Here is a 12,650-nt window from a genome sequence, read left to right as displayed (position 1 = left end):
GCTGCCCCCCCCCGTACCTCTAAACCTCCTCCCCCCCCCCGGCGCGCCCCGGGCCCATCCGAACCACGCCAACCGCTGCTTGGGGCAGGCCGGCGCCCCCGACTTCCCACTCCTGGCACTTCCACGCCTGACGCCGCATCAGCCCGGGGATGTAAGCCCGTGGGCCAATGCGGGCGGGCGGGAGATCAATCGGTGGGCCGATGCCGCCGTCCGGCAGCGCGTGACAGCGTCCTCGCCATGGACACCACGCCGTTCACCGGCCCCATCGGACTGACCCGCCGTCGCGTACTGGGCACCGCAGTGGCCCTGGGCGCCGCCGCCCCGCTCGGCCTGGCCTCCACCGCCCGGGCGGACGCCCCCACCCCGGCCCCCGCTCCCACCCCGAGCCGGTTCACCCTGCCCGAGCCCACCGGCCCGCACCGCGTCGGCACCGTCGCCCTGCACCTGCGCGACACCTCCCGGCCGGACCCGTTCGCCGGCGCCGGCCGGTACCGCGAGCTGATGGCCGCCGTCTGGTACCCGGCCCGGAAGGCCGACGAACTCCCGCTCGCCCCCTGGCTGAGCGACGGCGCCCTGAAGGCCTTCCTGGACGACGCCGGCTACCAGCTCCCGCTCACCCTTGCCCCGCTCACCGCGGCCCGCCTTGGCGCGCCCGTCCACCGCCCCGGCCACCGGCTGCCCGTCATCGTCTACTCGCACGGTGCCCACGCCCACCGGGCCGTCAACACCGTCATCGTCCAGGAACTCGCCAGCCACGGCTACGTCGTGGTCACCGTCGACCACACCTGGGACGCCTTCACCGAGTTCCCCGACGGCCGCGTGCTCACCCCGTGGATCGAAGGCGCCCCCCGGATCGGCCCGAACGACTGCGCCGCCGACGCCCGCTTCGTGCTGGACTGCGTCGAGGAACTCGCCGCCGGACGCAACCCCGACGTCGACGGCAAGACCCTCCCCGAGGGCCTGCTCGGCGCCCCCGACCCGCTCGACGTCGGCATGTTCGGCTGGTCCAAGGGCGGTTCGGCCACCGCCGCCGTCATCATGGCCGACCGCCGGGTCCGGGCCGGCTTCGCCATCGACGGCCCGATGGCGGCGATCACCGTCACCGACCTCGACCGGCCGTTCATGATGATGACTGCCGAGTTCGGCCGCGACCACAACCCGGACGCCGTCACCTTCTGGAACCACCTGCGCGGCTGGCGGCTCAACATCCAGGCCGACGGCGTCGTCCACGGCTCCTACGAGGACGCCGCCGTCCTGCTGCCCCAGGTCGGCAAGCTGCTCGGCATCCCCGAGCAGCAGATCCAGCAGCAGGTCGGCACCCTGCCCGCCGACAGCTCGGCCCGCATCCAGCAGGCCTACCCGCTCGCCTTCTTCGACCGCCACCTCCGGCACTGCCGCGGCGCCCTCCTGGACGGCCCGTCCCCGAAGTTCCCGGAGGTCAAGTTCCTGCCGTGAGGCCGGAAACGGGGAGGCCGGTACGGGGGGGCGGCCGCCACGGGGGTGCGGCCGCCCCGCTTCCCGGGACGGGCGGGGGACGTCCCTGGGAAGCCGGGACGGTGGAGGGACGGTGACTCGGAGCCCGAGAGTGGGAGCGCTGATCCATCGATCCCGTACCGCCCCGGAGGACTCCATGCGTTCCATCACCCGAAAGGCCGCCACGATCGGCGCCACCCTGGCCCTGGCGGTGTCCGGGGCGATGCTCGCGGCCGGCCCGGCCTCCGCCGCCACCAGCTGCTACGCGAGCAGCTGCACCGGGCTGGACCCGGCCACCACCACCTGCGCCAACGACGCCATCACCGTCTCCACCGACGGTCCGCTGGAGCTGCGCTACAGCCCGTCCTGCCGGGCCGCCTGGGCGCGGGACAGGAACGCGGTCGCCGGTGAGTCCGTGTCGATCCAGAACCACGCGGGCCAGGACGCCGACTACTCCACCTTCACGTACTCGGGCGGCGCGATCTGGTCCGCGATGGACAACGACGCGGGCATCCAGTCGCAGGCCAGCTCCCACGGCAGCAACGGTGTCCACCGGACCGGCTGGTACTAATCGACCGCGCAGCGGCCCCCGTCGAGCGGTGTGCTCGACGGGGGCCGCTGGGTGTCCCGGGGTGGTCAGACCGACGTGCCCTGGGTGGCGGTGGCAGTGGCGGTGGCGGTGGGTGGGGTGGTGCTGCCGGCGGTGGTGCCGAGGGTGCGTTCGATCTTGGCGACGGCGCTGCGGTACTGCATGGCGGCGGCCTGGGGGTCGGCGCCCTGGCGTTGGAAGTAGCCGTAGGCGAGGCCGACGGTGCCGAAGCGTTCGACGCCGACGAAGGCGTTGAGCTGGACGCCGGCGAGGGTGCCGTCGAGGCGGGCGGCGGGGGCGTCGGGGCGGTCTCCGAGGGTGACGGGGGTGACGGTGAAGGTCACCGTCTCCCCGATGGCGGAGCCGAAGGTGATGGTGTGGCAGGTCTTCAGCGCGTCGGCGACGGTGTTGACGTCGGCGGTGAGCCTGCCGGAGTCCTCGGCGGCGAGGGCCTCGGTGACCATCGGGTTGCCGTCGGGGCCGTCCAGTTCGGTTTCGGCGCGCGGGGTAGCCGGGTCGGGGGCGGTGGCGTGCATGTTGATGAGGGCGTTGAGCGCGTCGCAGCCGGTGACGGGGGTCGGGTTGGCGCTCGGGCCGGGGCTGGGGGTGGCGGGCGCCTCGGTGTAGCCCGGGCCGAGGTCGTTCGCGGTGAGCAGCGCCGACTTCAGCTGGTCGGCGGACGGTAGCGGCGGTACGGCCGCGCCGCCGACGGCACCTGCGGTGCCCGCGGGGCCCAGGGCGGCCGCCGCGACCAGGGCCGCGGCGGTGAGGGCGTGGAGTGGCCTCGGGAGGGACATGCTGGCCCCCGGTCGAGTGGTCGGGCAGGGACAGGCAACCAGTGTCCCACCGGAGCCGGGGCGGGGCGCGCGGGCAGGCGTCCTCGCAGGTCAGCGGGGTGCGGGCGGGAGAGGCGGGGCCCATGGCGTGGTGCCGCGGGCCCCGGTGCGCCTGGCAGCCCCCCGACTTCCCCCCGACTTCCCGACGTCAGATGGCCGCGGCCAGTTCGGTGCCCTGCTTGATGGCCCGCTTGGCGTCGAGTTCGGCGGCCACGTCCGCGCCGCCGATGACGTGCACGGACAGGCCGCGCTCGCGCAGCGCGTCCGCGAGGTCGCGGCGCGGTTCCTGGCCGGTGCAGAGCACCACGGTGTCCACGGGCAGCAGTTGGCGTTCGCCGTCGACGGTGTAGTGCAGTCCGGCGTCGTCGATGAGGTCGTACGTGGCGCCGGCGACCATCACCACGCCGCGGTGCTTGAGTTCGGTGCGGTGGATCCAGCCGGTGGTCTTGCCGAGTCCGGCGCCGACCTTGCCGGTCTTGCGCTGCAGCAGGTGGACGCTGCGCGGGGGCTTCGGCCGCTCGGGGGCGCGCAGTCCGCCGCGCTCGCGGTACTCCGGGTCGATGCCCCACTTCGCCTGGAACACAGGCGGGTTGAGGCTGGCCTGGTCGCCCTGGTCGGTGAGGAACTCGGCCACGTCGAAGCCGATCCCGCCCGCGCCGAGGATGGCGACCCGCTCGCCGACCGGCGCGCCGTCGCGCAGCACGTCGAGGTAGCCGAGCACGCTGGGGTGGTCGATTCCGGGGATGTCGGCGGGAGTCCGGGGCGTGACACCGGTGGCGAGGACGACCTCGTCGTGCTCGGCCGCGGCGAGCTGTTCGGCGGTCAGGGCGGCGCCGAGGCGCTGGGTGACGCCCAACTCGGCCAGCCGGGTGCGGTAGTAGCGCAGCGTCTCGGTGAACTCCTCCTTGCCGGGGATCCGCCGGGCGATGTTCAGCTGGCCGCCGATGGTGTCGGCGGCGTCGTAGAGCGTGACGGTGTGGCCGCGTTCGGCGGCGGAGACGGCGAAGGCGAGGCCGGCCGGGCCGGCGCCGACGACCCCGATGGACTTGCGCACCTTGGTGGGGGCGAGGACGAGTTCGGTCTCGTGGCAGGCGCGCGGGTTGACCAGGCAGGAGGTGATCTGGAGGTTGAAGGTGTGGTCCAGGCAGGCCTGGTTGCAGCCGATGCAGGTGTTGATGGCGTCGGCGCGGTCCTCGCGCGCCTTGGCGACGAAGTCGGCGTCGGCGAGCAGCGGGCGGGCCATCGAGACCAGGTCGGCGCAGCCGTCGGCGAGCAACTGCTCGGCGATCTCGGGGGTGTTGATGCGGTTGGTGGTGACCAACGGGATGCCGACCCGGCCCATCACCCGCCGGGTGACCCAGGCGAAGGCGCCGCGCGGCACCGAGGTTGCGATGGTGGGGATGCGGGCCTCGTGCCAGCCGATGCCGGTGTTGATGATGCTCGCGCCGGCGGCCTCGACGGCCTGGGCGAGCTGGACCACCTCGTCGAGGGTGGAGCCGCCGGGGACGAGGTCGAGCATGGAGAGCCGGTAGACGATGATGAAGTCCTCGCCGACCCGCTCGCGGACCCGGCGGACGATCTCCACCGGGAAGCGCGTCCGCCGCTCGTAGTCGCCGCCCCACTCGTCCTGGCGGTGGTTGGTGGCGGCGACGATGAACTCGTTGATCAGGTAGCCCTCGGAGCCCATGATCTCGACGCCGTCGTAGCCGGCCCGGCGGGCGAGTTCGGCGCAGCGGGCGAAGTCCTCGATGGTCTGCTCGACCTGTTCGGCGGTGAGCTCGTTGGGCACGAAGGGGCTGATCGGGGCCTGGAGGGCGCTGGGGGCGACCAGGTCACGGTGGTAGGCGTAGCGGCCGAAGTGCAGGATCTGCAGGGCGATCTTGCCGCCTGCGGCGTGCACGGCGTCGGTGACCACCCGGTGCTCGTCGGCCTCCGCCTCGGTGGTCAGCATGGCGCCGCCCTCCCAGGGGCGCCCGGCCTCGTTGGGGGCGATGCCGCCGGTGACGATCAGGCCGACGCCGCCGCGGGCGCGCTCGGCGTAGAAGGCGGCCATTCGCTGGTAGCCGCCGGGGGCCTCCTCCAGGCCGACGTGCATCGAGCCCATGACCACCCGGTTGGGGAGAGTGGTGAAGCCCAGGTCGAGCGGGCTGAGCAGGTGCGGGTAGCGGCTGCTGCCGGGGGTCGAGCTCATCCACGTCTCCTGAGGGGGCGGCCAGTGGGGATGGTTACCGCAGAGTAGGCGACGGTCGACGTGCTATGCAACTAGTTGCATAGGGCCGACGGAGAAGCCCCGGCACACCGCGGCCGGGCGGCGTATCGTCGTGCCGTCGCCCGTCGGAACCCGCCGTCGCGCGCCGACGGCACGGACGCCGAGAAGCGCCGTACACGCCGGACACGCCGAGAGGCGCGGGCACGCAGGGCACGCAGGGCACGCAACAGGGACCCGGGAGAGGGGACGACCGTGCGGGGTGGCTCGGTGGTCGTGGTCGGCGGCAGCATCGCCGGAAGCGCCTTCGCCGGGGCGGCCGCCCGGCTCGGCGCGGAGCGGGTCGTGGTGCTGGAACGCAGCCCGGGCCGGCTGGAGGACCGCGGCCTGGGGATCTGCACCCACAACGACCGCTTCGCCGAACTGGTCGACGCCGGCCACCTCGCCCCGGACACCCGCCGCCACCGGCTCACCGTGCGCCGCTGGGTCACCCGGGGGCCGGCCGGCGAGGGCGACGGCCCGTACGGGCGCGGGCGGCTGCTCTGGGCGCAGCCCTTCCCGTTCCACTCCCACCACTGGGCGGTGCTCTGGCAGGCCCTGCGCGAGAAGGCCCCGGCGGCGGTGGAGTACCGGCTGGGCACCACCGTGACGGCGGTCGGCGACGACCCGGACGGCGCCTGGACGGAGCAGGCCGACGGCACCCGCACCCCGTACGACCTGGTGATCGGTGCGGACGGCTACCGCTCCGTGGTGCGCGCCGCCGTCTGCCCGCAGGCCGAGCCCGAGTACGCCGGGTACGTCTGCTGGCGCGGCAGCTACGACTCCGCGCTGCTGGACGGGCTGCCCGGCGGGGCCGCGGCCTGGCCGGAGGAGGAGTGCGCCACCGTCTGCTACGGCGGCGGCCAGGTGGTGCTCTACCGGATCCCCGGGCTCACCCCCGGAAGCACCCAGGTGAACTGGGTCTTCTACGCGCCCACCCCGGACTGGCTGCGCCTGGACGGCCCGACCGCCGTCGCCGCCGGCGCCCTCACCGGCGAACAGCTGGACGGGATGCGGGAGTTCGCCGAGCGGCAGCTGCCGCCGTACTGGGCCGGGGTGATCGCGCTGACTCCGCCCGAGCGGACCCTGCTGCAGCCGGTCTACGACCTGGCGACCCCGCACCGCACGGCCGGACGGCTGCTCATCGGCGGGGACGCGGCGACCATCGTCCGCCCGCACAACACCAGCGGCGCGGTGAAGGCGCTACAGGACGCGTACGCCTTCGAGCAGGCCGGGCTGCGGCTGGGCGGTGACTCCTGGGCGTCGCTGCTGGCCGCGTACGACCGTGAACGGACCGCCGCCGGGCTGGAGTTGGTGGACCTGGGCCGTACGCTGGGCCGGGCGCAGGTGACCGCGGCGCCGGACTGGTCGGCGATGGACGAACCGGCGATGGACGCCTGGTGGCGGGGCCAGCTCGCCCCCGGCGCGGGCTTCGGCGGCCACGCACTCGGACACGCCTCTGGACATGCCGCCGGACACGCCGCCGGGCGGGCCGGCTGAGCCGACCCGCCCGGGCGCAACCCTCGGGGAGGGATCAGACGTTGACGCCGTAGTCGGTGGCGATGCCACGCAGACCGGAGGCGTAACCCTGGCCTATCGCGCGGAACTTCCACTCGGCGCCGTTGCGGTACAGCTCGCCGAAGACCATCGCGGTCTCGGTGGAGGCGTCCTCGGTGAGGTCGTAGCGGGCGATCTCCTGGCCGTTGGCCTGGTTGACGATCCGGATGAAGGCGTTGCGGACCTGCCCGAAGTTCTGCAGCCGGGCGTCGGCGTCGTAGATCGACACCGGGAAGACCACCTTGGCGACGTCGGCCGGCACCCGGTCCAGGTCGACCTTGATCTGCTCGTCGTCGCCGTCGCCGCCACCGGTCAGGTTGTCGCCGCTGTGCTCGACCGAACCCTCGGGACTGCGGAGGTTGTTGAAGAAGACGAAGTGCTGGTCCGAGACGACCTTGCCGAGCGCGTTGCAGAGCAGCGCACTGGCGTCCAGGTCGTAGTCGGCCCCGGTGGTGGTGCGGACGGCCCAGCCGAGACCCACGATCACGGCGCTCAGACCGGGCGCCTCCTTGCTCAGCGAGACGTTGCCGCCCTTGGCCAGCGAAACTCCCACAATGCCCTCCTCGGATCTCTCCCTGCGGACGAATCTACAACACTGTAGAGATCGCGAGAATCCGCCTGCGGGCTGGCCCCGCCCCGGGAATTTCTCAGGGGCCCGGGAGGGAACCGATCGCCCCCGGCCGTGATCCCTCCGCGCACCGGCCACCGTACCGGCCGGGGCGCCGGGAGGGTACGGCCCTCATACACTGGCGGTGGATCCCTGGCCGTCCCCGTTCCGAGGCCCCCGCGGGAGGTTCCCATGCGCCAGCGGTACAGCTTCCACCTCGACCAGGGCGGTCACTCGGTCACCGTCAACGTCCGCTCCGGCTGGATCACCGAGACCGAGCTGCTGGTGGACGGCAAGGAGTGCGCCTTCCACCGCACCCACGGCCACGGCGGCTACCCGCTGACACTGTCCGGGCAGCTCCCCGAGGAGCCGCCGCGGCCGCTGGCCGTCCGGCTGGACCGGACCGGACGGACGGAGCACCCGCTGGCCTGCGTGCTGGAGTTCGCGGGCGCCGAGCACCCGATGCCGGAACGCACCGCCCGCTGAGGCCCCCGGGCGCACTTCCGTCCGCGGTCGGGGTGGCCCCGCTACCGCGCGGCGGTGTCCCCGAGGATCTCCTCGACCGCCTTCCGGGCCCGCTCGGCGTCCTCCGCCACCAGCCCGATCCTGGTCCGCCGGTCCAGCACGTCGGCGGCGTCCAGGGCGCCCTCGTGGGTGATCGCGTACGCGACCTCCGCGCGGGTCACGTCGATGCCCTCCGCCACCGGCGCCGACTCCCCCGCCGCCAGCACCTCGTGGGACAGGCCGCCGTGCCGGGCGACCAGCGAGGCGGGCACCCCCTGGATCGGCAGCTGGCGGCTGTCCCGGTGGCCGGGGGCGCCGACCAGCGGCAGCCGGGCCGTCCAGCAGGTACGGGCGGGCAGGCCGCGCAGCCGGACGGCGGCGTCCACCGCGTCCTCGGCCATCCGCCGGTAGGTGGTGAGCTTGCCGCCGACCACGGTGACCACCCCGGACGGGGACTCCAGCACCGCGTGCTCCCGGGAGATGTCGGCGGTGCTGCCGCCCCCGGTGTCGATCAACGGGCGCAGCCCGGCGTAGGCGCCGCGGACGTCCGCCCTGGTCAGCGCGGTGGCCAGGGCGGCGTTGACGGTGTCGAGGAGGAAGGTCAGCTCGGCCTCGGTGGGCTGCGGCTCGTCCGGGACGGGGCCGGGGGCGTCCTCGTCGGTCAGGCCGATCGCGACCCGGCCGAGCTGCTGCGGCAGCGCGAACACGAAGCGGCTGGTGGAGCCGGGCACCGGCACGGTGAGCGCGGCCGCCGGGTGGCCCAGGGCCGCGGCGTCCACCAGCAGGTGGGTGCCGCGGCTGGGGCGCAGCTTGATCGAGGTGTCCACCTCGCCGGCCCACACCCCGGTGGCGTTGATCACCGCGCCCGCGGTGACGGTCAGCGTCTGCCCGCTCAGCGCGTCGACCAGCCGGGCCGACGTCCCGGTGACGGACTCGGCCCGCACCCGGGTCAGCACGCTCGCCCCGTACTGCGCGGCGGTGCGCGCCAGGGCGACCACCAGCCGCGCGTCGTCGACGAGTTGGCCGTCGTGGGCGACCAGGGCGCCGCGCAGTCCGGCGGTCCGGACGGCCGGCGCCAGTTGCCTGGTCCGGGCCGCGTCGATCCGGCGCATCCGGGGCAGCAGGGCGCCCGGCGTGCCGGCGCTCAGTCGCAGGGCGTCGCCCGCGTGGAAGCCCGCGCGGATCAGCGAGGCCTGCCCCGGGCGCAGCAAGTCGGGCAGCAGCGGCACCAGTTGGGGCAGCGCGCGGACCAGGTGCGGGGCGGTGCGGGTCATCAGCACACCGCGCTCGACGGCGCTCTCCCGGGCCACCTTGACCCGCCCGGAGGCGAGGTAGCGCAGGCCGCCGTGCACCAGCTTGGAACTCCAGCGGCTGGTGCCGAAGGCGAGGTCGCGGGACTCCACGAGTACCGTCCGCAGGCCGCGCGCGGCGGCGTCCAGCGCCACCCCGGCGCCGGTCACCCCGCCGCCGATCACCAGCAGGTCGATGTGCGGATCGTCGGCGAGCGCGTCGAGCTCGCGCAGCCGGCGGACGGCGTTCAACTGGGCGGTTCCCGCGTACGGGCCGGCCTCGGGCGTCATGGTGCGAGGTATCCGTTCAGTGCTCGGGCCAGTTCGCGCCGCCAGGCCGCCTCCGGTAGCAAGGAGGCCACCATGCGGTGCGACTGGACGGTGGACTGGGCGATCAGCAGGACCATGGCGGCCAGTTCGGTCGGCTCGCCGGCCCGGACGGAGCCGTCGGCCTGGCCCCGCTCGATGCCGGAGCGCAGCGCCTCCAGCAGGCCGCGCTGGCTGGCGCCGAGGCGCTCGACGACGTACTGGAGCAGCAGGTCGGAGTCGTCGGAGTGGAGCAGCGCGCCGAGCACCGGGTGGTCGCGCAGCCGGACGGCGACCTCCACCACCCGGTCCACGAAGGCCTCCCGGCCGTCCACCTCCAGCGAGGCGCGCTCCAGGGTGGCCAGGATCTCGCGGGTGAGCAGCGCCCCGATCACCGCCTGGACGTCCGGCCAGCGCCGGTAGACGGTCGGACGGCTGACCCCGGCGCGGCGGGCGATCTCCGCCAGCTGGGTGCGGCGCACGCCGAGGTGCACGACCAGGTCGGCGGCGGCGTCCAGGATCGCGTCATCAGTGCTGCGCGGCTCGGCGGTGCGCGGCTCGGCGCTGCGGAACTCAGCGCCTCGCCGCTCGGCGCCGTGCGGCTCGGTGCTGCGGGGCTTCGCAGCCTTGACCGGCCCTCCGGCAGTGGCGTTACTACTTGACATGATGTGTGAAACTGTAACGCATGGCACCTGAGACGCAAGCGGGACCGGCCGACGCCGCCCTGCCCCTCCCCCCGATGAAGTGGAACGCCTGGGGCGACCCGGCCCTCGCCAAGGAACTGTCCGCGGACATCAAGGGACTGCTCGCCGCCGCCCTCGGCGTCACCGGCGACGCCGCCCCCGGGCCGAGCGCCGCCGAGGTCGTCCTGCGTCCGTCCCGGATCACCGCCGAGGACCTCAGGGCCCTGGCCGGCGCCGTCGGTGAGACCCACGTCAGCGCCGCCGACGCCGACCGGCTGCCCCGGGCCGGCGGCAAGTCCACCCCCGACCTGCTGCGCCGCCGCAGCCGCGAGGCCCAGGACGCCCCCGACGCCGTCGTGCTGCCCGGCGACGAGGCCGAGATCGCCGCCGTCCTCGCCGTCTGCGCCGAACGCCGGATCGCCGTCGTCCCGTTCGGCGGCGGCACCAGCGTCGTCGGCGGGCTCGACCCCGAGCGCGGCCCCTTCCAGGCCGTCATCTCGCTCGACCTGCGCCGCCTCGACCAGCTGCTCGCCCTCGACGAGACCTCCGGCGAGGCCGTCCTCGGCGCCGGGCTCACCGGCCCCGCGGCGGAGGCGCTGCTCGCCGAACACGGCTGGGAGCTCGGCCACTACCCGCAGAGCTTCCGCTACGCCACCATCGGCGGCTTCGCCGCCACCCGCTCCTCGGGCCAGGACTCGGCCGGGTACGGGCGCTTCGACGAGATGGTCCGGGGCCTGCGCGTGGTCACCCCCGCCGGGACGCTCGACCTCGGCCGGGCCCCCGCCTCCGCCGCCGGGCCCGACCTGCGCCAGCTGTTCCTCGGCTCCGAGGGCACCCTCGGCGTGATCACCGCCGTGCGCCTGCGGGTCCACCCGCTGCCCGCCGTCAAGGCCTACGAGGCGTGGAGCTTCCCCGACTTCGCCACCGGGACGGCCGCGCTGCGCACCGTCGAGCAGCAGGGCACCGGCCCGACCGTGATCCGGCTCTCCGACGAGGCCGAGACCATGGTCAACCTCGCCACGACCGAGCAGATCGGCGGCGCCCCCGCCGTCACCGGCTGCCTGGCCGTCACCGTCTTCGAGGGCACCGCCGAACAGGTCGCCGCCCGGCACGACCTCACCCGCGAGGTGCTGCTCGCCGCCGGCGGAACCTCGCTCGGCGAGCCGCCCGCCCGGGCCTGGGAGCACGGCCGGTTCAACGCCCCCTACCTGCGCGACTCCCTGCTCAGCGCCGGCGCGCTGTGCGAGACCCTGGAGACGGCGGCCGAGTGGGGCCGGCTGGCCGAACTGCGCACCGCCGTCACCGAGGCGCTCACCACCGCCCTGCCCGGCGCGCTCGTGCTCTGCCACATCTCGCACGTCTACCCGACCGGCGCCTCGCTCTACTTCACCGTCGTCGCCGCCCTCGGCGAGGACCCGCTCACCCGGTGGGGCGCCGCCAAGCGGGCCGCCGGCGACGCCATCGTGCGCAGCGGCGGCACCATCAGCCACCACCACGCCGTCGGCGCCGACCACCGGCCCTGGATGACCGAGGAGATCGGCGACCTCGGCGTGCGCATCCTGCGCGCCGTCAAGGCCGAACTCGACCCGGCGGGCATCCTCAACCCCGGGAAGCTGATCCCGTGACCGGCCCGAGAACCGTCATCCGCAGGGTCACCGTTCTCACCAACCCGGCGGCGGGCATCGGCCACGCCGAACCCGCCGCCCACCGGGCCGTCGCCCGGCTGCGCGCCCTCGGCGTCGAGGTCGAGCCGCAGGCCGGGCAGTCCGCCGACGACGCCGTCCGCCTCGCCCGCGAGGCGGCGGCCGGCGGGGCCGACGCGGTGGTCGTGGTCGGCGGCGACGGCATGGTCAACCTGGCCCTCCAGGCCCTCGCCGGCACGGCCGTCCCGCTCGGCCTGATCCCGGCCGGCACCGGCAACGACCACGCCCGCGAGTACGGCCTGCCGATCGACTCCCCCGAGGCCGCCGCCGAGGTCATCGCCGCCGGCCGCACCCGCGGCGTCGACCTCGGCCGGATCACCGGCCCGGACGGCGCCGTCCGCTGGTACGGCTCCGTCCTCGCCAGCGGCTTCGACTCGCTGGTCAGCGACCGCGCCAACCGGCTGCGCTGGCCCCGCGGCCGGATGCGCTACAACCTCGCCATCCTCGCCGAGTTCGCCAACCTGCGCCCGCTGCCGTTCCGGCTCACCCTCGCCGACGGCACCGTCATCGAACGCGACCTCACCCTCGCCGCCGTCGGCAACACCCGCAGCTACGGCGGCGGCATGCTGATCTGCCCGGCCGCCCTGCCCGACGACGGACTGCTGGACGTCACCCTCGTCGACGCCATGCCCCGGCTGCGGATCGCCCGCTTCTTCCCCACCCTCTTCAAGGGCACCCACACCACCCACCCGGAGGTCACCACCTTGCGCACCGAGTCGCTGCGGATCGAGTCCCCCGGCATCACCGCCTACGCGGACGGCGAGTTCATCACCGCCCTCCCCGTCGACGTGGCGGTCCACCGCGAGGCCCTCCGGCTGCTGGTGCCCTGACCCCCCGGCTCCCTGGCTCCCCGGCACC

Annotated in this window: 11 protein-coding genes; 6 read left to right on the top strand and 5 right to left on the bottom strand. The window is 74.7% G+C overall.

What is annotated here, in order from left to right; all coding sequences use genetic code 11:
• The first annotated feature begins 237 nt into the window (after window positions 1–237).
• A complete protein-coding gene (locus tag ACFWIS_RS07120; protein ID WP_380451492.1) occupies window positions 238–1,455 on the top strand; it encodes an acetylhydrolase in 1,218 nt (405 codons plus the stop codon).
• Window positions 1,456–1,630: 175 nt separating this feature from the next.
• Window positions 1,631–2,044, top strand: a complete 414-nt coding sequence (locus ACFWIS_RS07115) for a DUF2690 domain-containing protein (RefSeq protein ID WP_380451490.1) — start codon at window positions 1,631–1,633, stop codon at window positions 2,042–2,044.
• Between the two features lie 65 nt (window positions 2,045–2,109).
• Here the strand turns inward: ACFWIS_RS07115 and ACFWIS_RS07110 are convergent, their stop codons facing one another.
• Complete coding sequence (locus ACFWIS_RS07110) at window positions 2,110–2,859, bottom strand: hypothetical protein (RefSeq protein ID WP_380451488.1); 750 nt, start codon at window positions 2,857–2,859, stop codon at window positions 2,110–2,112.
• 187 nt (window positions 2,860–3,046) lie between these two features.
• Complete coding sequence (locus ACFWIS_RS07105) at window positions 3,047–5,089, bottom strand: FAD-dependent oxidoreductase (RefSeq protein WP_380451486.1); 2,043 nt, start codon at window positions 5,087–5,089, stop codon at window positions 3,047–3,049.
• 270 nt (window positions 5,090–5,359) lie between these two features.
• On the opposite strand from ACFWIS_RS07105, the gene ACFWIS_RS07100 reads away from it, so the two are divergent.
• Window positions 5,360–6,643 carry an FAD-dependent monooxygenase gene (locus ACFWIS_RS07100; protein WP_380451484.1) on the top strand — a complete coding sequence of 428 codons (1,284 nt, stop codon included), beginning with the start codon at window positions 5,360–5,362 and terminating at the stop codon, window positions 6,641–6,643.
• A gap of 34 nt (window positions 6,644–6,677) precedes the next feature.
• Here ACFWIS_RS07100 and ACFWIS_RS07095 read toward each other — a convergent pair whose 3' ends face one another.
• Window positions 6,678–7,253: a TerD family protein gene (locus tag ACFWIS_RS07095; RefSeq protein ID WP_380451482.1), complete on the bottom strand. Its 576-nt coding sequence runs from the start codon at window positions 7,251–7,253 to the stop codon at window positions 6,678–6,680.
• 246 nt (window positions 7,254–7,499) lie between these two features.
• Between ACFWIS_RS07095 and ACFWIS_RS07090 the strand changes: the two genes are divergently transcribed.
• Window positions 7,500–7,793: a hypothetical protein gene (locus tag ACFWIS_RS07090; protein WP_380451480.1), complete on the top strand. Its 294-nt coding sequence runs from the start codon at window positions 7,500–7,502 to the stop codon at window positions 7,791–7,793.
• Window positions 7,794–7,834: 41 nt separating this feature from the next.
• On the opposite strand, the gene ACFWIS_RS07085 is transcribed toward ACFWIS_RS07090, so the two are convergent.
• On the bottom strand, window positions 7,835–9,391 hold the full coding sequence (locus ACFWIS_RS07085) for a glycerol-3-phosphate dehydrogenase/oxidase (protein ID WP_380451478.1): 1,557 nt from the start codon (window positions 9,389–9,391) through the stop codon (window positions 7,835–7,837).
• Window positions 9,388–10,071, bottom strand: coding sequence for a TetR/AcrR family transcriptional regulator (locus ACFWIS_RS07080; protein WP_380451476.1), 684 nt, complete (start codon window positions 10,069–10,071; stop codon window positions 9,388–9,390). Before ACFWIS_RS07080 ends, ACFWIS_RS07085 begins: the two co-directional genes overlap by 4 nt.
• A gap of 20 nt (window positions 10,072–10,091) precedes the next feature.
• Here ACFWIS_RS07080 and ACFWIS_RS07075 point away from each other — a divergent pair, with 20 nt between their 5' ends.
• The gene (locus ACFWIS_RS07075) at window positions 10,092–11,714 is read left to right on the top strand and encodes an FAD-binding oxidoreductase (RefSeq protein ID WP_380451474.1); all 1,623 of its coding nucleotides are present in this window, start codon (window positions 10,092–10,094) and stop codon (window positions 11,712–11,714) included.
• A complete protein-coding gene (locus ACFWIS_RS07070; protein ID WP_380451472.1) occupies window positions 11,711–12,622 on the top strand; it encodes a diacylglycerol kinase in 912 nt (303 codons plus the stop codon). Before ACFWIS_RS07075 ends, ACFWIS_RS07070 begins: the two co-directional genes overlap by 4 nt.
• Window positions 12,623–12,650 lie beyond the last annotated feature (28 nt).

The sequence above is a fragment of the Kitasatospora sp. NPDC127060 genome, from assembly GCF_042724935.1.
In the GTDB taxonomy this organism is placed as follows: domain Bacteria; phylum Actinomycetota; class Actinomycetes; order Streptomycetales; family Streptomycetaceae; genus Kitasatospora.
Note: the sequence above shows the minus strand (reverse complement) of the source record. Positions and strands in the feature narration are given on the sequence as shown.